Annotated in this window: 23 protein-coding genes; 7 read left to right on the top strand and 16 right to left on the bottom strand. The window is 43.3% G+C overall.

Annotated elements, in window-relative coordinates; all coding sequences use genetic code 11:
• Positions 1-27 precede the first annotated feature (27 nt).
• The 3 genes from ACPW7N_RS22565 to ACPW7N_RS22555 form a co-directional block, all read right to left on the bottom strand.
• The gene (locus tag ACPW7N_RS22565; RefSeq protein WP_425653673.1) at positions 28-372 is read right to left on the bottom strand and encodes a cupin domain-containing protein; all 345 of its coding nucleotides are present in this window, start codon (positions 370-372) and stop codon (positions 28-30) included.
• Positions 369-899 carry a histidine phosphatase family protein gene (locus tag ACPW7N_RS22560; protein WP_425653672.1) on the bottom strand — a complete coding sequence of 177 codons (531 nt, stop codon included), beginning with the start codon at positions 897-899 and terminating at the stop codon, positions 369-371. The genes ACPW7N_RS22565 and ACPW7N_RS22560 overlap by 4 nt, the downstream gene beginning before the upstream one ends.
• Before the next feature lie 102 nt (positions 900-1,001).
• Positions 1,002-1,652: a Crp/Fnr family transcriptional regulator gene (locus ACPW7N_RS22555; RefSeq protein ID WP_425653671.1), complete on the bottom strand. Its 651-nt coding sequence runs from the start codon at positions 1,650-1,652 to the stop codon at positions 1,002-1,004.
• A gap of 287 nt (positions 1,653-1,939) precedes the next feature.
• Here ACPW7N_RS22555 and ACPW7N_RS22550 point away from each other — a divergent pair, with 287 nt between their 5' ends.
• Positions 1,940-2,839: an HD domain-containing phosphohydrolase gene (locus ACPW7N_RS22550; protein WP_425653670.1), complete on the top strand. Its 900-nt coding sequence runs from the start codon at positions 1,940-1,942 to the stop codon at positions 2,837-2,839.
• A 16-nt stretch (positions 2,840-2,855) separates the two neighbouring features.
• Positions 2,856-3,176 carry an 8-amino-7-oxononanoate synthase gene (locus ACPW7N_RS22545; RefSeq protein WP_425653669.1) on the top strand — a complete coding sequence of 107 codons (321 nt, stop codon included), beginning with the start codon at positions 2,856-2,858 and terminating at the stop codon, positions 3,174-3,176.
• 498 nt (positions 3,177-3,674) lie between these two features.
• Here ACPW7N_RS22545 and ACPW7N_RS22540 read toward each other — a convergent pair whose 3' ends face one another.
• The 3 genes from ACPW7N_RS22540 to erpA all read right to left on the bottom strand — a co-directional run bounded on the left by ACPW7N_RS22540 (position 3,675) and on the right by erpA (position 5,214).
• Entirely contained in the window at positions 3,675-3,848 is a 174-nt protein-coding gene (locus ACPW7N_RS22540) for a hypothetical protein (RefSeq protein WP_425653667.1), read from the bottom strand.
• A gap of 86 nt (positions 3,849-3,934) precedes the next feature.
• Positions 3,935-4,630 (bottom strand): hypothetical protein, encoded by a 696-nt coding sequence (locus tag ACPW7N_RS22535; RefSeq protein WP_425653666.1) that lies wholly within the window; start codon positions 4,628-4,630, stop codon positions 3,935-3,937.
• 227 nt (positions 4,631-4,857) lie between these two features.
• Positions 4,858-5,214 (bottom strand): iron-sulfur cluster insertion protein ErpA, encoded by a 357-nt coding sequence (erpA, locus tag ACPW7N_RS22530; RefSeq protein WP_425653665.1) that lies wholly within the window; start codon positions 5,212-5,214, stop codon positions 4,858-4,860.
• 175 nt (positions 5,215-5,389) lie between these two features.
• On the opposite strand from erpA, the gene ACPW7N_RS22525 reads away from it, so the two are divergent.
• Entirely contained in the window at positions 5,390-6,244 is an 855-nt protein-coding gene (locus ACPW7N_RS22525) for a sugar nucleotide-binding protein (protein WP_425653663.1), read from the top strand.
• A gap of 288 nt (positions 6,245-6,532) precedes the next feature.
• Here the strand turns inward: ACPW7N_RS22525 and ACPW7N_RS22520 are convergent, their stop codons facing one another.
• On the bottom strand, positions 6,533-6,760 hold the full coding sequence (locus tag ACPW7N_RS22520) for a Spo0E family sporulation regulatory protein-aspartic acid phosphatase (protein ID WP_425653661.1): 228 nt from the start codon (positions 6,758-6,760) through the stop codon (positions 6,533-6,535).
• A 390-nt stretch (positions 6,761-7,150) separates the two neighbouring features.
• Between ACPW7N_RS22520 and mqnE the strand changes: the two genes are divergently transcribed.
• The gene (gene mqnE, locus ACPW7N_RS22515; RefSeq protein WP_425653659.1) at positions 7,151-8,254 is read left to right on the top strand and encodes an aminofutalosine synthase MqnE; all 1,104 of its coding nucleotides are present in this window, start codon (positions 7,151-7,153) and stop codon (positions 8,252-8,254) included.
• Positions 8,255-8,298: 44 nt separating this feature from the next.
• Here mqnE and ACPW7N_RS22510 read toward each other — a convergent pair whose 3' ends face one another.
• The gene (locus ACPW7N_RS22510) at positions 8,299-8,562 is read right to left on the bottom strand and encodes a YuzB family protein (RefSeq protein ID WP_425653702.1); all 264 of its coding nucleotides are present in this window, start codon (positions 8,560-8,562) and stop codon (positions 8,299-8,301) included.
• Between the two features lie 168 nt (positions 8,563-8,730).
• Between ACPW7N_RS22510 and ACPW7N_RS22505 the strand changes: the two genes are divergently transcribed.
• The gene (locus ACPW7N_RS22505) at positions 8,731-9,798 is read left to right on the top strand and encodes an NAD(P)/FAD-dependent oxidoreductase (protein WP_425653657.1); all 1,068 of its coding nucleotides are present in this window, start codon (positions 8,731-8,733) and stop codon (positions 9,796-9,798) included.
• A gap of 52 nt (positions 9,799-9,850) precedes the next feature.
• Here the strand turns inward: ACPW7N_RS22505 and ACPW7N_RS22500 are convergent, their stop codons facing one another.
• The 3 genes from ACPW7N_RS22500 to cysK form a co-directional block, all read right to left on the bottom strand.
• Complete coding sequence (locus tag ACPW7N_RS22500; protein ID WP_425653655.1) at positions 9,851-10,174, bottom strand: YuzD family protein; 324 nt, start codon at positions 10,172-10,174, stop codon at positions 9,851-9,853.
• Between the two features lie 130 nt (positions 10,175-10,304).
• Positions 10,305-11,438, bottom strand: a complete 1,134-nt coding sequence (locus tag ACPW7N_RS22495; protein WP_425653653.1) for a bifunctional cystathionine gamma-lyase/homocysteine desulfhydrase — start codon at positions 11,436-11,438, stop codon at positions 10,305-10,307.
• Between the two features lie 2 nt (positions 11,439-11,440).
• Positions 11,441-12,364, bottom strand: coding sequence for a cysteine synthase A (gene cysK, locus ACPW7N_RS22490; RefSeq protein WP_425653651.1), 924 nt, complete (start codon positions 12,362-12,364; stop codon positions 11,441-11,443).
• A gap of 233 nt (positions 12,365-12,597) precedes the next feature.
• Between cysK and ACPW7N_RS22485 the strand changes: the two genes are divergently transcribed.
• On the top strand, positions 12,598-12,825 hold the full coding sequence (locus tag ACPW7N_RS22485) for a NifU family protein (RefSeq protein WP_425653649.1): 228 nt from the start codon (positions 12,598-12,600) through the stop codon (positions 12,823-12,825).
• Between the two features lie 43 nt (positions 12,826-12,868).
• Here ACPW7N_RS22485 and ACPW7N_RS22480 read toward each other — a convergent pair whose 3' ends face one another.
• The gene (locus ACPW7N_RS22480) at positions 12,869-13,831 is read right to left on the bottom strand and encodes an alpha/beta hydrolase (RefSeq protein ID WP_425653647.1); all 963 of its coding nucleotides are present in this window, start codon (positions 13,829-13,831) and stop codon (positions 12,869-12,871) included.
• A gap of 23 nt (positions 13,832-13,854) precedes the next feature.
• Complete coding sequence (locus ACPW7N_RS22475; RefSeq protein WP_425653645.1) at positions 13,855-15,183, bottom strand: hypothetical protein; 1,329 nt, start codon at positions 15,181-15,183, stop codon at positions 13,855-13,857.
• Between the two features lie 117 nt (positions 15,184-15,300).
• Here ACPW7N_RS22475 and ACPW7N_RS22470 point away from each other — a divergent pair, with 117 nt between their 5' ends.
• Positions 15,301-15,846: a phosphatidylglycerophosphatase A family protein gene (locus tag ACPW7N_RS22470; RefSeq protein WP_425653701.1), complete on the top strand. Its 546-nt coding sequence runs from the start codon at positions 15,301-15,303 to the stop codon at positions 15,844-15,846.
• Here the strand turns inward: ACPW7N_RS22470 and ACPW7N_RS22465 are convergent.
• The 3 genes from ACPW7N_RS22465 to hepT form a co-directional block, all read right to left on the bottom strand.
• Complete coding sequence (locus tag ACPW7N_RS22465; protein WP_425653643.1) at positions 15,798-16,577, bottom strand: TIGR01457 family HAD-type hydrolase; 780 nt, start codon at positions 16,575-16,577, stop codon at positions 15,798-15,800. The two genes, ACPW7N_RS22470 and ACPW7N_RS22465, sit on opposite strands and share 49 nt — an antisense overlap.
• 115 nt (positions 16,578-16,692) lie before the next feature.
• Positions 16,693-17,322 (bottom strand): helix-turn-helix transcriptional regulator, encoded by a 630-nt coding sequence (locus ACPW7N_RS22460; RefSeq protein ID WP_425653700.1) that lies wholly within the window; start codon positions 17,320-17,322, stop codon positions 16,693-16,695.
• Between the two features lie 93 nt (positions 17,323-17,415).
• The gene (gene hepT, locus ACPW7N_RS22455; protein WP_425653641.1) at positions 17,416-17,850 is read right to left on the bottom strand and encodes a type VII toxin-antitoxin system HepT family RNase toxin; all 435 of its coding nucleotides are present in this window, start codon (positions 17,848-17,850) and stop codon (positions 17,416-17,418) included.
• Positions 17,851-17,860 lie beyond the last annotated feature (10 nt).

Below are 17,860 nucleotides of genomic sequence, written 5' to 3'. Positions count from 1 at the left end.
CAACCCCATGGCATGAGAACTGTCATCTTACTCTTCGGTCAAAATCCGGTCTCCCTGTGTACTAGGCTGGGAAATAACAAGAAACTCAATCGCTTCATTAGTATGATTCCTGATGTGATGCGGTATATTAGGAGCTACCTCAATCCCCTCTTGCGGTTGCAAAACGATTTCCTCACCATTTAACTCAAATAAAGCCGTTCCTGATAGCATAAAGAAAAACTGGCGAGCTGTCTGGTGATAATGCCTCGCTTCGGAGGTACCTGCCGGCATTCGTTCATGAATCACACTCAACTGCCCATTCTTGACCAGAAACCATCCATCACAGTGGTCACCCCATAGATAGTGTTCTGCATTTTGTTTACTTATTTTCATCTGTTCCACCTCATCTCCACGATTCCACCATGTGGTGTATTACTGATTCCTGTCATTACTTCTATTACGATTCCATGATTAACCACGATCACTCTATCATAATGGGTGTATTTTTGTAGAACGGCCCATACTCTGTTCTGGATTTCTTCCCTTGTCTCCCAGTTTTTCTTGAGGTTCGGCGAGAAAATATCCTTATGTTCTCGAAAGTCCTGATAAAACTCGTCCACTTCGTGACTGGAAGTGTAAGAGTACTGTTTATCTGGAATCCATTCGTGCAAATCGATCTCAACTTGTAGTGGCAGAGCCAGTTTTTCATTCAGGATGTACGCTGTCTGAAGTGTCCTCGTATAGGGAGACGTCAGAATTAGCTCTGCCCCTTGCAGGCTCGTCTCATTTCTTGTCATCTCCGCTTGCTTCACTCCACGTATGGTAAGCGGCACCAGGTCTCGTCTTGCACCAACCAACTTCTTTTCCTCACACAAATTCCAGTCCGGCTCCCCATGTCTCACAAAAATAAAAACCGTCATCGGCATCTCCTCTATTCTTGTATTACCATTTACTCGCTATCACGCAAAAAAACCTCCTTGGATTCATGCAACTTTCCTGCACAAACGAAGGAGGTTTGTCATTTACTCGCGAATCAAATTGGAGATTTCAATGTACGGATAGCCTTTGTCATAGTCAAGTACACCCATGGTTTCCAGCAGATCAAGAATCTCTATACCCTTTTCCCGATTCATTCCACTTACCTGAATAATTTCTTCTCTCGTAAGCCGCTCCGCTAACCGGATTCGAGAGCCGTTGCGCTCCCCTAATTGCTTGAACGTGCTGATGATCCTCATATTATCGTCGTTAAAGAAAAGGTCGATCAAGTACTCATTTGTCTTTCGCAGTCTCTGGCTGAGCATTTCAAGAACTCGCAGGGTTGAGACGCTGTTGTTAAACACCTTCTTGAACCCATCATTGCTGATTGATACACAGGTCAAATTCTCCAGACTCTCCACACTGGCAGATCGCATGTTACCGTCAATCAGAGCCAACTCACCAAAGAAATCACCCTTCTTCAGAATGGAAAGGACAATTTCATTGTTGTTTCTCTTTTTGACAACCTTTGCTGTGCCGTCCACAATGATATAAAAGCAAATTCCCCGGTCCCCTTCATTGAAGATGACATCACCATCATAATATCTCTCAAGCTTCGAACAGTTAGCAATCTCCGATAGTTCAGAATCATTTAATCCTTGAAAGATTAAAAAACTTTTCAGTACCGTTTTTATCATTTCTCCCACTGCTATCAACTTCCCCTTATAACAGTCTGCATGTAGTCTTTCTATTATACCATCTTTTAGCAAGTGCCCCCTTCTATTGTTCTTGTTCTATGAAATTGAACTTTTAGGAGTAAAACCCACTAATAAAACATAGCAATCGTTACGATATATAATACAGGATTTCACTTTAGTGTTATAATTTAATAAGGTGCTTTTTCTATATTCTTCCTGTTAATACGTAGTAGATATGCGTTACATATACATCAGAGAAATAAGCGAAATATAGGAGGCGAATTTAGGTGCCTATCGTATATAAAGGTGAGTTTATTGAGAGTGTAGAAATGAAAAAAATAACCGTTTCCCTTATTGGTGGAGGCGACGGGACAGAAATAATTCACCATCGCATTGAAAAAGGTGCTAAGTGGAGTCTATATCCACAAGATGGATGGGTAGCTTTAGAACATATAACCATTCTTTCTGGAATACTAAAACTTCAATTAGAGGATTGCGAACAAACCTTACATCCGGGAGACTCCTTTTTTGGAAGTCCTATTTCGAAAACGTATATTTTTACGGCAGAAGAAGACACTGAGTTTTTGTACGTCTCTTCAAGGCCCGTTTTCCATTACTATAGCCAAGCAACAAAAAAAATGATGGATTTAGCTATTGCGATCGAAGAAAAGGATGGTTATACAGTTGACCATTGTAGTAGAATTACCCAACTATCGATGATGATAGGTGAATCAATGGAATTGGATTCTCATCAATTATTACGTTTGAATGTTTCGTCATTTTTGCATGATGTTGGAAAAGTTAGGGTACCTCTATCTATTTTACAAAAACCTGGGAAGTTATCGGATGAAGAATGGACAATTATGAAAAAGCACAGTACGTATGGGAGGGAAATCCTCTCAGAAACAAAAATTCCTTTGATCATGGATGCAGGATTGATTGTAGAACAACATCATGAACGATTTGATGGAAAAGGCTACCCCAATGGTTTAAGTGGTGGTAATATATGTATCGAGGCTGCTATCATCTCGGTTGCTGACTCTTATGATGCAATGACAACTGATAGGCCTTATAAAAAAGGCAGAACCAAAGCAGAAGCTCTGGAAGAAATTCAACGATGCAGTGGCACCATGTACAATCCAGACGTTGTAACTATGTTCCTATCTCTCAAAGATAGAATAAATTAAGTTGGAGGAGAACAAATTGAAAAAACTTGGTGTACTGTTAACATCTTTACTGCTTGTAGTTAGTCTCGGTTTCCAAGAGGCAAAAGCAGCCTACTTACCAGAGTATGATAAGTATAAGGAAGTACCTGAACAAAAAGCAAGAGCACTTGCTGATGCAATGGGACTAAAAGGTATTCCCCTCGGAGAAGAAACTGCCAGACTTTCCTTTGAACTTCAAGAAAAATGGATTGCTGAACTGGAAGAGAAATCAGGTAGAGAATTTGATCACTGCTACGTCTGGCTTACAGTAGATGGCAAAGTTGTTTTAGGAATTGACCCACCAACAACAATGTATTAAACCATAAATTTGAAATACCCTCCCTGACTGTGCAACTTTTTTCTGTACAGTTGAGGAGGGTTTTTTTGCTACTTCTGCAATTTAGTAATCTACCCGATCAATCACACTTCTCACTTTACCCTCATCTATCGCCGTTTTAAACGAGCTTCCACAGCCACAGCTAGCCACTGCATTCGGGTTATTGATGGATGTATGAAAGATTCCGTACTTCCTTCGTAAACTTTCGGAGTAATGGAGTGTAGTCTATACCCTAGTCGTATCCTGCCGTTGTTTGTAAATAGTGATAAGTGGTACGAATGAGGGGAGTCGCGTTGCGATTCCGAAACGATTACCATTTCCAATACTACAATCGCGGTCTGTCGCAGAATTATTTGGAAGATAACAAATGTATGAGTATAATCTTTAATGGAGAGGTCGTTTCAAAGCCACATTATTTCGGATGGAATCAAGATTAATGATGCTATGCTAGAGGATGACCAACGACCTCTCTTCCCTTATTCACCGTAAATTATCAACGAGAAATTTATGCGCAATATCATACGTCCGCGCCGGCATGTTACCGAGCCTAACCGTCACCGTCCGCCACCCACGCAATCTCCACCGATAAGGCGCACCCATTTCGCTTAACGTGCGCATTACTCCGAATACATTCCGAATATCTACCGTATACATTCGATTCTCCCCTTTCGCTTGCAATCGTACCTTACCGAATTAGGACAAAAAAATAACGCCCTAGAATCGGGGCGCGTAAAAAACGATTATGGCAATTCTACTGTCACCGTAGAATTAAGGTACTCATAGTGCTCAGTTCCGTCATCTTTCTTGAAAGAAACAGAAAAAGTAATAATATACTTTCCAGGTTTTCCTGCTTCAAAGACAGCCAATTCCCTGCTATCCCCTTTTTCAATATTCTTTAATGAACCATAACCAGTATCACCGTAAAAAATACCCATTTGAGTTTTAACATCTTTTTCGTTCTTATACAAATGTTTTCCTACCAGGTATAGTTCCTCTCCAACCTTAATTGTGGCTTTCGACGGGCTTAGTGAAATTAACTGTGGATCATGAACCGCAATTCGTTGTCCTGCATACCCGTTCCAAATCTTTCCATCCTTATCCTTCATACTTATTTTATAGGAGACAAAAAAAGTGCCGCCCACATCAGGTGCTTTAAACTTGGCTTTTACTTTATATAATTTATCCTCGGTTTTCCGTGTATTTCTTGAAGGTACTTTTTCAAAATCGACTTCAACCCGAATTGAATTTGGGATATAACTGCCTTTATTATCTGTTTCTGCTGTTAGTTCGATTGTCTCACCTGGTTTATAGACTTCTTTGTCAAACTTAATCGTTGTAGGTGCAAGATCATCAACCACTTCGATGTCAGCAAAAGCATGCGGCATAATGCTCATGAATAAGGCGAAAGTTATGAAAACTTTCAAGAATATCCTCATTAAATATTCTCCCTTTCTCTAATATTCTATTCTGTTTATATTACACTACATAGGTAAATTTTGTAATATCAAACAAAAAACGCCCACCTAACGGAGTGCAAATCCGCTAAGTGGGCGTAGGTGTTACAAGCTTAGGTCCGTGCGTGGATCTTCCGAGCCAATTGCATTGACCGTTTAGGTAACGTTCAGATTATCGGAGTCGACAAACGTTGATTTGACGGGAAAAATCAATCACACTTCTCCGCTTTACCCTCATCTATCGCCGTTTTAAACGAGCTTCCACAGCCACAGCTAGCCACTGCATTCGGGTTGTTGATGGTGAAGCCGCCGCCCATCATGGAATCTTTGTAGTCAATTTGCGTTCCTTTGATGTATTTGTAGCTGTTTTCATCTACGACAACCTTAATCCCGAATTGCTCAAAGGTTTGATCGCCTTCACGCATATCTTGATCCAGACCCATGCCGTATGAGAAGCCACTGCATCCACCCGGTTGAACGCCTACACGCAAAAACAGATTCGGATTATTTTCAGCAGCCATGAGTTCCTTAATTCTAGAGCTGGCTTGTTCTGTAATTTCGATCATGGTACACCCTCCCTTTTACCTTGGGTACATACTAAATATAGTATACAAATAAATTTGTTATCCCACAAGATTAACACTACTTATATGTTGAAAATAATCCTAACACGCTTAAAAAGGTGATTATTTCCTTTTTGTAGAATAGTGATTGGCAGAACAATCCAGGAGGTGCTTCCTTATGCCAAATTCACCAAAAAAGCGTGTCCTGTTGCTCGGTGGAAGCGGTTATCTCGGTGCGCAAATCAATTACCACTTACGAAGTGACACCGCGTGTACAAGCTTCAGTACCTGTTTTACAAATTCAGCCGACCCTCATCTTCTTCCTCTCGATGTGACAAATGAAGCTCAGCTCACCCGTATCCTCATCGAAACCTCTCCTGACGTTGTCATTTGGGCCTTGATGAGCGGACAGAATGAGTCTTCTCTGATTCAGGAGGGTTTATGCAAATTACTCACTCACCTGCAACCAGCAGCCAGATTGATCTACCTATCAACCGATGGTGTCTTCTCTCAGGGCACTGGTGCTTTTTCGGAGGATGATGAGACACATCCTCTTGGCGATGCGAATCCTCTTTCTGGTTACACAAATGCAAAGCTCTCGGGAGAAAGTACGGTACAACTGGCTTGCAGGAATTCCATAATACTGAGAAATGGCCCTATCTATGGTCAAAATATACTTGGAAAGTGGGATAACAGAACCACTTCTCTCCTGAATCAGCTGCAAGCAGGAAATATCGTCTCCCGTGCTAGCAACTTATTCAGAACATTTGTCCATGTCGATGATCTTGCTAAGGCAATTTGTGAACTTGTCCACACCAACTATAGTGGAAAACTTCATCTTGGGCCAGCTACCAAAGAAAGCTACTATTTGTTTAATCAAAAAATTGCAGCATCACTTGGCCTAGGTATAGATAATATTATGGCTTCTGCCATATCGGAAGAAGAAGCAAAATACCGTTGCCTCCCGCTTGATACATCTCTGGATACTTCTCTGGCACATCGATTGCTTACTACTAGCTTTCGGAGTATTTGAACTCTCCCCCTACCTAAAGAGTTGGGGGATTCTTGCGAACAGAGAAACATCCTTCTCTTCTTAGCAAGCGATTTCTGCGATTCCCGCAGTTTAGTTGGCATGTGCCAACAAACGAAGTCCTTCTTGCTTGATACTTGGATTTTTGCGAATCGTAGCCGAAAGAATAAGGCTATATGCACAAAAAAGCACCGATTCATCTCGCCCTTATAGAAGAGGGAGCCTTCTCGGTTATTTTAGATAAAAAAAGAAAAGAGGGTCTACGCCCTCCTTTCCGACTTACTTTACTATTTAGGCAAAATGCGCTCTACTTTCATATAAAAAGAATTTGTAGCAAATCTTCCGCTTCAACTGATTGTTTTTCCAGTCCTCTTTTTCAATCTCCAACAGCTTGTTATGGAGCAAGTCAATTTGTTGACTGTAAAAAAGAACATCTGGATGATCCAAACCATGCTCCAAGCCGATGGATATCATCTGCTGACGTAGGAGTTCGATTTTCTCGAGTATTTGTTCTCTCATGCAATCTCCTCCTTGCCTTTTGAGTAAAATAGGACTTGCAATTGATTTGATTATACAGGAAGTTATTGACATTAGCAAACAAATTTGCCAGTACTTCCTACTTTCACCCGTTGAATTTTTATAAAAAAATAGGTAATAATATTCAGAATAATTCAAATGTTGTTCCCCGTCCAAAAGAGATTTATAATGTAGTTGCTCTCCTTGGTTCCAAGCTGGATGGAGAACAAACAGAATATATGTAAGATCTGGATATTCTCACTGATGTTGAGGCTAAAGTACCAACAAAGGCCAACACCCTTCCGCCTTAAATTTATGAGGTCAGTTAGCTGATTATGTCCGTGAGATACGATTCCAATAGTTTACGTATAACACGAGAGGAGCTGGAGGTACATGTCGATTTTGTCGATCCAAACACAAGATAAATCCCTGGCAGAAGTTGCAGAAAAGGTAATTAATCAAGAACGCTTAACAATTGAAGACGGTCTTGCCCTGTATAATTCTCAAGACCTTCTGACGATTGGTCAACTTGCCAACCTTGTTAATACTCGCAAGAATGGCGACAACGTATACTTTATCCAAAATCTCTATATCAATCCTACCAATGTCTGTGAGGCAAACTGCAAATTCTGTGGATACCGTCGTGACCTTGGTGAAGACGGGGCTTATACCATGAGCATGGATGAGCTGCTACATTATGTTGGAACCCGTTATCACGAAGGAATTCGCGAATTCCACGTCGTTGGCGGACACAATCAACATATGAAGTTTGATTACTACCTGGATACGGTGCGTACACTTAAGCAGGCCTATCCAAACGTCACGATCAAGGCATATACAGGAGCAGAAATTGAGTTTTTCTCTCGCATTTCAGGCCTGAGCTTCCGTGAAGTACTGCAGGAATTAATCAAAGCAGGACTTGATACACTACCAGGTGGTGGTGCTGAAATTCTTACTGAACGTTACCGCCTCTTAATGAGCCCTGAAAAAGCATCCACCGACCAATGGTTGGAAGCACATCAAACAGCACATGAACTGGGATTGAAAACCCATGCCACGATGCTTTACGGCTCCATCGAAACGTTGGAAGAGCGCTTGATCCACATGTCTCGTGTTCGTGAGCTTCAGGACAAAACGAACGGTTACATGGTATTTATCCCGCTTGCGGTACAACCAATGAAAGTTACAGCAGGGATCAAACGTCGCACGTCTGCAATCGATGACCTGAAAACCATTGCCATCAGCCGCCTGATGCTCGATAACTTCAATCATATTAAAGCGTACTTCATCAATATCGGCACACAGTTAACCCAGCTTGCCCTGACCATGGGTTCTTCCGACGTACACGGGACGTTAATTGAAGAGCGCATCAGCCATGCCGTGGGTGCTCTTTCCCAACAAGGACTTACTGTCGATGAGCTAGTCTGGTTGGTTGAAGGCGCAGGCAAAAAAGCCATTGAACGCGACACCTTCTACAACGTAATCAAGCGTTACTAGGGGAAATCAATAGTAATTCACTTGCGAAAAAGGACTCTCCCTCGTTAAAAGGGAAAGTCCTTTTCTTCTGCCTCTTCAGCTTCTTGAATTTTTTGTTTGATTTTCGCAAACAATTCTTCTGATGTAGGAGCATTGATGAAATCTCCATTAACCAGTGCGAACGGGCCCATATAGCACTCACCGCAATGTCCGAGACAACCATATTCGACGACATCAACATCCAGTGTTGCATCGTTTTCCAATCGATTTATGAGATCTTTCGTAAAAGATGAAGCGTTACTGGAACAAAATTCAACTAAAGCTTTCAGATGTGTTCACCTGCCTGCTACCTGTAATTTCCCCTTTACTATTTTACCTTGATCCAACACATTGTCCAGTCTAGAACTTGTTGCCATTTATTAATTTCACTTGCATTTTGTCATAGAATTGACAAAAATAGAATGAGTACAATTATATGGATGAAGGAAGGAACCATTATGAAACGACTTGTCATACTAGGTGGAGGCTACGGAGGGGTAAGAATTGCCGAACGTATTCTCTCACCCGAGCTACCTGACGATGTGTCCGTTATCTTGGTAGACCGTATGCCATTTCATGGACTAAAAACAGAGTATTTTGCACTGGCGGCAGGTACAGAATCAGAAAAGACTGTCCGGGTGCCTTTTCCATCTGATTCCAGACTCACAATCAGACATGGAGAAGTTATAAAAATAGACCTTGAAATGAATGTAATTGAATTTGCTTCCGGCGACAATCTGCCATATGACTGGTTAGTTGTCGCTTTAGGTTGTGAAGATCGCTATCACGATATTCCGGGTGCTGAAGAGTTTACCAACTCGATACAAACGCTGGAGCAGACACGCAAAACCTATACAGCCATTCACAACGTAAAACCATATGGTCAAATCACAGTAGTGGGTGGCGGTTTAAGTGGTGTCGAGCTTGCTTCTGAACTCCGTGAAAGCCGCCCTGATCTTAATATCCGCATTCTCGACCGTGGTGACAGCATCCTGAGCCCGTTCCCCAAAAAACTGCAGATGTATGCTTCCGAGTGGTTTATTCAGCATGACGTAGCACTCATGTCTTCCGCTAATGTTACTCGTATTGAACAAGGCGTACTCTACAACAACGATCAAGAACTTCATAGTGATGCGATTGTTTGGACGGCAGGAATTCAGGCAAACCGAATTGCACGAGAGCTTCCTGTCGAGCATGATATATCTGGACGGGTAATCTTGAATCACCTTCACCAAATACCAAATTTTACTAATGTGTATGTTGTTGGTGATTGTGCATCCTTGCCTTTTGCCCCAAGTGCCCAGCTTGCGGAAGCACAAGGCGAACAAATTGCATCCATGCTAAAACATCAAATGAACAATTTGCCTTTCCCTACCTCACTGCCTCAATTGAAACTGAAAGGCACACTTGGCTCACTTGGTCACAAGGAAGGCTTTGGTATGATGGGCAAGCTGTCATTGGTTGGTCAAATGCCTCGAATCATGAAAAGTGGTGTTCTCTGGCTGTACAAAAATCATCTTGGATAAAAGTAATAAAGGTCTGCCTCCCCTATCAGGAAGCAGACCTTTTTTTATCATTTTATGCCTCAACCGGCACTAAACCCAGCTTTTCCAGTTTATCTCCAATTTCCTTTAACTTCGGATTTCCTTCACCGACAATTTCCCCGGAAATTACGACAAGCGGATACCACAAATCTTCGTTCAAAATACGCTCTGCCCACATTTTGTCATCATCTGTCTCAGGTTTTTCAAAATCGGAATACCGAATGACAATCTTGTCTTGACCGTATTTCCGCCCAAGTGCAGCTTCTAGCCAAACGGCTGTCTCTTTGGCTGATGGCAGATTCACGCAGCTCGCACATAATGTTTCTGTTCCGTATACAGCTATCTCAACTCGTTCCAATTGTCTCAGCCCTCCCGTTTCCACTACAACAATAGTATTATTATACTCCTATCCCCTTCTTACGTCCATTTGCCAAGGGTAGGAAGTGTGGGCGCGACCTGGGCATCATCTTGGAGAGTGAATCTGTTTATTAAGAAAGAGCCTGCGCCAAATCCTCAATCAGGTCTTCCACATCTTCAATACCTACGGAAATACGGATAAGTCCATCTGTAATTCCTAACTCAGCACGACGCTCGGCTGGAATCGAAGCATGTGTCATTCGAGCAGGTACGCTAATCAGACTTTCTACAGCGCCGAGAGACTCAGCAAGGGTGAACCATTTCACTTTGGAGAGCACTTCGTCTGCACGCTCTGCACTGCCTACATCAAAAGAAATCATTCCGCCGAATCCACGGCTTTGCTTCTTCGCTAATTCATGCCCAGGATGATTCTCGAGGCCAGGATAGATCACTCGTGAAATGTCGCTACGCCCTGACAGCCACTCTGCAAGCGCACGAGCATTCGTCTCGTGCTCCTCCATACGAACACCAAGCGTTTTCATTCCCCGAAGCAATAACCAGGAGTCTTGCGGTCCTAGAACACCACCGATGGCGTTTTGCACATAGTGGAGATCTTCGCCAAGCTGCTCGTCTTTGGTTACAACCAGACCAGCTACCACGTCGCTGTGTCCTCCCAAATACTTGGTTGCACTGTGGAAAACAATATCCGCGCCCAGATCAAGCGGGTTCTGCCAGTAAGGTGTCATGAACGTATTGTCTACCACGAGCAGCACATTTTTTTGTTTAGCAATTTGAGCTATCGCTGAGATGTCTGTGATTTTGAGCAATGGATTCGTTGGTGTCTCCATTACGATCGCACGTGTATTGGGTCCGATTGCTTTTTCGACTGCCGCCAAATCGCTTGTATCAACAAAGGTTGCTTCCAATCCGAGACGAGTAAACACACGGGTCACCACACGGTATGTTCCACCGTACACATCATCGCCTACTACCAAATGATCTCCTTTGTTAAAAAGAGACAGAATGGTTGACAAGGCTGCCATCCCGGAGCCAAAGGCAAACCCACGAGTACCACCCTCTACTTCTGCGATGTAGGTTTCCAGTGCGTGTCGAGTTGGATTGCCTGTACGAGAATATTCGAAGCCTTTATGTTTACCAATCGCTTCTTGCTTGTACGTGCTTACTTGATAAATCGGAACAGATACTGCGCCTGTATGCGGATCTCCGTCGATACCACCATGGATCAGTCTGGTTTTTAATCTCATCTTTACATACCTCCCTGATAAATCTTTTTGCTCAAATAACGTTCACTGCTGTCAGCAAAGATGGTGACAATGTTGGTTCCCGGCTTTGCGTTTTTCGCTTCTCGCAAGGAAGCTGCCAGAGCAGCACCTGCAGAGCTTCCCACGAGTAGTCCTTCTTTCGCTGCCAGTTCTTTCACTAAACGGAATGCTTCTTCATCGGTAATGGTATGAATCGCATCGAAATAGCTTGTATCCATGAAAGGAGGAAGAAACTCCATCCCAATACCTTCTGTTTTATGTGGGCCTGATTCTCCGCCATTCAGGATCGATCCTTCTGGCTCAACAATTACTGTTTTTACGGCAGGATTTTGTTCTTTTAAGTAGCGGGCAACGCCCATGAACGTTCCCCCTGATCCTGCACCGGCTACAAATATATTCACATTTCCTTCCATTTGACTCCAAATCTCAGGACCTGTTGATTTATAATGAGCATCTGGATTCGCTGGATTAGCGAACTGCTGAGGAACAAATGAGTTCGGAATGCTTGCTGCCAGTTCCTGCGCTTTCGCAATCGCTCCTTTAATTCCCAGCTCTGTTGGTGTGTTTACTACTTCTGCACCTAATGCACGCATGAGTTCTTGTTTTTCTTCCGAGAACTTCGCAGGCACACAAAAGATAACCTTATAGCTAGTGCCCACGGCTGCCAATGCAACCCCTATTCCGGTGTTCCCTGCGGTTGGCTCAATGATTGTTCCACCCGGCACCAACTGACCACTTTCTTCTGCCGCTCTGATCAGTTCAAGGCCCAAGCGGTCTTTCACGCTTCCGCCCGGATTAAAGTATTCTAACTTAGCAAAGAGCCTCACTTGATTTGGCAGTTCAAATTGAGTAAGCTCGACAATGGGTGTGTTGCCAATTAATTCTTTGACGTTGCGATAGACCTTCACGCTAATATCCCTCGTTTCAATAGTGTCCCACCGTACATTATAGCATGACCTAATTTTCTGCTACAGTATCGTTTCGTAATTAATTCCAATTATGTCTTTCTGCGATAGACAATTCAATATTATTTTGCTTTTAAAACAAAAATGTTTAGAAACTATCATCTTTCATCATGGATTTATCCGTAAAAGGGGATTATAATAAAGATGAGGTTTGAGCAAAAAGGAGTGAAACATTCATGGAAATCAAAGAACAAGTACAAGAAGTTCTCGATAAATTGCGCCCGTTCTTGCAACGTGACGGTGGAGACGTACAATTGGTTGACGTTGAAGACGGTATCGTAAAACTGCGTTTGATGGGTGCATGCGGAAGCTGCCCTTCTTCTACTATTACGTTGAAAGCTGGTATCGAGCGCGCGTTGGTGGAAGAAATCCCAGGAATCGTAGAAGTACAACAAGTATTTTAAAAACCCAACCCAGCCGATTGAGGCTAGTCAAAACCCCCTTCTCTTATAATAGGAAGGGGGTTTTGGTTTGCCTGTTTTCATTGTGATTTCCTAGCAAATGTGTATCAAAAAATCGGGAGACACGCTTCTTATATTCGTCAGGAACCGCAGCATAGCTTCTCACATGTCCTGTCCCCTCAACAATCCACAGCTCCGAATGTGGATGCAATACCGTTTCATACATTCTCTTGCTGTGGTATGGGGGAATCGTATCATCTGCGGTACCGTGGATAAACAATATCGGGCGTGGTGTGATTTGCTTCACCGCCTCAATTGGCTTGACCTGACGAGGATTAGCCCCTGAGATAAGTGGGATCAGCGTCAGGATAATCGAGTTAAAAGGAAAACGGGGAAGGCTGGTCCATGTCGACATTTTTTCACGCAAGTACGTATACAAGCAGGAGAAGGAAGAGTCTGCAACCACTGCTTTTACCCGATCATCTTTTCCTGCCACCAGAAGTGAGGTTGCAGCCCCCATGGAAAAGCCGATACAGCCGATTTCCGTTTCTGGATCGCGCTGCTCCACATAATCGATCGCTCCCAACAAATCACGCTGCTCCAATAGACCTATCGTCGTACGGCTCCCGCCTGATTCTCCTGCATTGCGAAAATCAAACATGAGTACATTATATCCATCTGCAATCAGTTCCTGTGCCAGAGCTAATGCTGGCAAATGTGGTTCTTGCCGATTCTGTGTATACCCATGAGAAAAAATTATCGTGGCTCCCTTTGGAGTAATTCCATTGGCCTCTGCCTCAAAATACCACCCCGACAACATGATCTCTTGCTCACGACTGGGGAACTTGACTGATTCGTACTCCTGAATGCCGTAATGCTCTGGAAGCATGTCAACTGGTTTACGAGGCGGATGCAAGAACTTCCATCCAACATAAAGGGAAAATGCTACTGTAGCAATGAGTAACAAAACAACAACAGACAGTGCGGTCATCAACAGGATTTGTGCCAAGCAGCCTCCCCCTTTCCTTCTTTTTACCAGGAACTGTTTCTGGAACTGGAGTAATAACTTGAGTCCGAACTCTCATTTCGACAAGAACTTTCGCTATCATAGGAGCAATCACTTCGGCCTGAACCCTCGCTCTGGCATGAGCTTTCACTCTGATAAGAGCAATCGCTCTGGCAAGAACTCTCGCTCTCGCAAGAATCCCCTCTTGAACTCGAGTAGTTGCTGGAACCAGCATAAGAGTCCGCATTCGAATCGGTACCAGCACCATGACGTGCATACGATGATGAACTGCTGCTGTCCATGCCCAATACCCTGTCACGCCATAACCATTCAATTCGTGGAATCCGTATTCCATAAACCTCTTCGATTAACAGCGGAAACTGGCGCAAAACATTTTCCATTTCAATCAGTTCCTGCTCCAATTCCTCTGTCCAGTTTCTCAAATCTGATTGGTCAAGATTACCATCATTAATCTGGTCATACAATTCGATCTGGCGGAAAAACCTGCCTGGATATACCAAAAGTGAGTAAATCACTGAATATTCTTCTTCCAATAACGGTGCCACTTCATTATACCCTGCAAGGAATTGCTGGATGACGAAGGGATTATACCCGTTGCGGCGAACTTCCGCCTTGATCCACTGGCCAATATCTCTCGCCCGCATATCTAAAACCCAGGCATATTCACCAGCTAATCGTCTGGAACCGCGCTCATCAAACATAATATACCCGTCATCAAAGTTCTGAAAGGCAATTTTGCCTGTCGTGGCACTCATCCTGGTAACATTCTGATAGCCGTTGTCCTGCAAGAATTTGATTGAAATATCTGCTATCTGATGTACGTAGGTGTATGTCGTCAGTATATATTCATCAAATACGGTCAAATCTCCTTGATTTCTCTCCAATTCCTCTCGAATGCTTTCAAACATGCTGATTTTTTTACGCCACATTGACGGCCAGGTTCCCATTGAACGATAGGGGAAAAACAAGGCATCCACTGTAAAACTACATGTTCCCTGATGAAACTCAGCCAACGCCCTCCCGATCGCAAATGAAAAATCAACAGGAATGCTCTCACGTATCCCTTTGTGTACATAAATGACCCGATCGCCTGCGATGAGATATGGCTGGTTTTCTTTCGTTTTCAAGATGGGCAATGTCGTAAAGCTGGTTCCCTTAGTTATGTGCTTGCGTACGGAATCCACCAGCTTCTTCTTGTTTCGATAATTAAGTGGGTACGTATATAAATTAAACAGACCACGATCGGTCTCGAGTATCGTACGTCCGCCAGCTTCCCGATAACCATTGACAGTGAATCCATACTGTTCCTGGATCATAGAGATTACGTCACTCATGATCTCCCTCCTCATTCCACTCTGCCCTATTTTATGACTGGTGAGGGGGATAGGTGCCTATTTTTGAACAGATACTATTTCAGAGACTTCTGTTTGAAAGAGGGATGAGACGTGACGATGAAAAAAGTGTACGCCAAAGACGTATATGACAAAGTAATTGAACTTCTCCCACTACGTGGCGTTTCTTTGCGGGACATTGGAGAACTGGTGTTTTTTCTACAACAGAAATACATTCCGAATCTGCAAATAGAGGATTGCATCGAAAGTGTTGAAAGAGTGTTAGAAAAACGCGAAGTCCAAAATGCCCTTCTCACGGGAATCCAGTTGGATATGTTGGCGGAAGAAGGAAAACTGATGTCTCCTTTGCAAGAGATGCTAGCTTCCGATGAACCGTTATACGGCGTAGATGAAGTGATGGCACTGGCCATTGTCAACATTTACGGAAGCATCGGGTTTACGAATTTCGGGTACATTGACAAGGAAAAACATGGCGTTCTGGGCAAGCTTAACGACAAAAGGTACGGCTCCCACACCTTTCTCGATGATCTGGTCGGAGCAGTTGCTGCTGCCGCATCCAGCCGGCTTGCCCATCGCTATCGACACGTAGAGGAAGGTCAGTGGCGTGCCTTGTCCCACCAGGACAACAGTGACTCTTCGATATAGGTTGGGGTAATCAAGTGCTTTTCACAATCTTCTCTGCAAGAGTATCCGGTCAAGACAAGCAACGAATCCAGCCCGCTCTTTCTCCCTGCTTCGATGTCCGTGTGCAGATTGTCGCCTACAATCAGCGTTTCCTCCCTTGTTTTCCCAAGTACAGCAAGGGCATACTCCACAATGATTGATTCAGGCTTTCCGATGACGATTGGCTGAGTAGCCGAAGCAACTGAAACTGCTGCTACAAGCGATCCATTACCAGGAAACAGACCCTTTTCTGTTGGCAGGGCAGCATCACCATTGGTTGCGATCAGTGTCGCTCCATTGCGAATGGCTGTTGTCGCGATAGCCAGTTTTTCATAGGTGAATTTCCGATCGATCCCCACGACTACATATTCAGGCTTCTCCGCTGTCAGGATGAAGCCTTTTTCTTTTAATGCCTCTTCTATCCCCGACTCTCCGATCAGATAGATGGGTGTTCCCTCACTTTTGCGTTCAGCCAAATAGGCTGCTGTCGCCATGCTGGAGGTGTACACTTCTTCCGGATTTGTCGGCAATCCCATTCCCGTCAATCGATCGGCTACCGCTTGCGGTGTTGCTGAGGAATTATTGGTGAGGTAAAGAAAAGGAATCTGCACCTCTCGCAAATGCTGGATAAACGCAATAGCCTCTGGAATAATCTCAGAGCCACGGTAAATGGTACCGTCCAAATCCAGTAAGTAAGCAGAATAATTTTTCATCTGTTAGCTCTCCTATCCAAAAAGATCGTTTATCTATCATAAAAGAAAATCCACCTTGCATTGAGGTGGATGGCAGCTATTCTTCATTCACCTTACGTAAGTGGATTCTCATTCATTATTTTTTTTGATCTATTTTATAAATGCAATTGTCTCCACCCTTGGCCATACACGATGTTTGTTCTACATCGGCATCCAGTACTCTGCGGAACAATGACAGTTCACAATTACAAGCCTGATTGTATTGCCTTGCGACCTGTGAAATCGGGCAGTTAAATTCCTTTATATAATAAGTGCCAGTTTTTTCGTCCTTTTCCCATTCAACCATATAGCCTTTTGCATTTTGCAACTCAGCCAATTTAGAGACACGGTCCTCTAACTCACCCTGAATTTGCTTGCGATACTTTTCTTCCAGACGGTCTTCCCGTCTTTGGAATAAAAGATCAACCTTGTCTGTACCGTCAATCTCCTCAATATCCTCCAAAAAGTCCAACGTCAAATCATGATAATTGCGTGGGAACATTTCGTCTGCTTCTTGCGATAAAGAATAGACATTTGTCGGACGGCCCATGGCTTGGCGAACAAGAGAGGATCTGATCAATTTATCCCGTTCAAGGGTATTCAAATGGCGTCGGACAGCCATCTCAGTAATTCCCAGCTCCAATGCCATGTCACTCACGGAGAGTGATCCCTTCAGCTTCAACATATGAAGGATTTGATCTCTGGTAGATATTTGATCATTAGTCAACATGATTCACCGCCCTTCATTCATTATTCTACCGTATCATATATCCATTAGTAAACTAATGAAATTAAGTTGTTTAAAAATTAGGATATCCTATTAAAACAATTCTTTTTCAATATACGCACGTACTGCCGGAGCAAATTGGGGCAAATCCTCGATGGATGAACGAACCAATTGAATCATTTCAGCAACGGGGACTTGAGTATATTCATTTACCAACTGTTTGCGGAACTCTACAAAATGATTCAGTTTATGAGCCAACGAATCTATGATGACCTGTTCATCTCGAAGGATTTCAACAATATCTGTATAGCTGCCCGGATCACGCATGATAAATCCGTCTATCATCGCATTACCGACATCCACAATCGCCTCAATCGACAAATGAAGCGCCCTCTCCATGGCCAGAATATCTCGCAAACTGGCAAGGATTTTTTCGTCTTCGAGAGAGATAAGCTCCCGAAGCATAGCAATCATTTGCTCTAAATAAGAAAGTCGATCTTCAATTCTTCCTGTGTTTACATCATACATACTGTGTACC

Origin of the sequence: Brevibacillus nigriterrae (assembly GCF_049846925.1) — a bacterium.
In the GTDB taxonomy this organism is placed as follows: domain Bacteria; phylum Bacillota; class Bacilli; order Brevibacillales; family Brevibacillaceae; genus Brevibacillus_H.
Note: the sequence above shows the minus strand (reverse complement) of the source record. Positions and strands in the feature narration are given on the sequence as shown.

What these genes read in the sequence shown, in the direction of transcription:
- ACPW7N_RS22485 (WP_425653649.1), top strand. Translation starts at nt 12,598, where the DNA reads ATGGAAATCAAAGAACAAGTACAAGAAGTTCTCGATAAATTGCGCCCG.
- ACPW7N_RS22475 (WP_425653645.1), bottom strand. Translation starts at nt 15,183, where the DNA reads ATGAGTGACGTAATCTCTATGATCCAGGAACAGTATGGATTCACTGTC.
- ACPW7N_RS22495 (WP_425653653.1), bottom strand. Translation starts at nt 11,438, where the DNA reads ATGAGATTAAAAACCAGACTGATCCATGGTGGTATCGACGGAGATCCG.
- ACPW7N_RS22555 (WP_425653671.1), bottom strand. Translation starts at nt 1,652, where the DNA reads ATGATAAAAACGGTACTGAAAAGTTTTTTAATCTTTCAAGGATTAAAT.
- mqnE (WP_425653659.1), top strand. Translation starts at nt 7,151, where the DNA reads ATGTCGATTTTGTCGATCCAAACACAAGATAAATCCCTGGCAGAAGTT.
- ACPW7N_RS22540 (WP_425653667.1), bottom strand. Translation starts at nt 3,848, where the DNA reads ATGTATACGGTAGATATTCGGAATGTATTCGGAGTAATGCGCACGTTA.
- ACPW7N_RS22520 (WP_425653661.1), bottom strand. Translation starts at nt 6,760, where the DNA reads ATGAGAGAACAAATACTCGAGAAAATCGAACTCCTACGTCAGCAGATG.
- ACPW7N_RS22465 (WP_425653643.1), bottom strand. Translation starts at nt 16,577, where the DNA reads ATGAAAAATTATTCTGCTTACTTACTGGATTTGGACGGTACCATTTAC.
- ACPW7N_RS22505 (WP_425653657.1), top strand. Translation starts at nt 8,731, where the DNA reads ATGAAACGACTTGTCATACTAGGTGGAGGCTACGGAGGGGTAAGAATT.
- erpA (WP_425653665.1), bottom strand. Translation starts at nt 5,214, where the DNA reads ATGATCGAAATTACAGAACAAGCCAGCTCTAGAATTAAGGAACTCATG.
- ACPW7N_RS22470 (WP_425653701.1), top strand. Translation starts at nt 15,301, where the DNA reads ATGAAAAAAGTGTACGCCAAAGACGTATATGACAAAGTAATTGAACTT.
- ACPW7N_RS22535 (WP_425653666.1), bottom strand. Translation starts at nt 4,630, where the DNA reads ATGAGGATATTCTTGAAAGTTTTCATAACTTTCGCCTTATTCATGAGC.
- ACPW7N_RS22565 (WP_425653673.1), bottom strand. Translation starts at nt 372, where the DNA reads ATGAAAATAAGTAAACAAAATGCAGAACACTATCTATGGGGTGACCAC.
- ACPW7N_RS22560 (WP_425653672.1), bottom strand. Translation starts at nt 899, where the DNA reads ATGACGGTTTTTATTTTTGTGAGACATGGGGAGCCGGACTGGAATTTG.
- ACPW7N_RS22525 (WP_425653663.1), top strand. Translation starts at nt 5,390, where the DNA reads ATGCCAAATTCACCAAAAAAGCGTGTCCTGTTGCTCGGTGGAAGCGGT.
- hepT (WP_425653641.1), bottom strand. Translation starts at nt 17,850, where the DNA reads ATGTATGATGTAAACACAGGAAGAATTGAAGATCGACTTTCTTATTTA.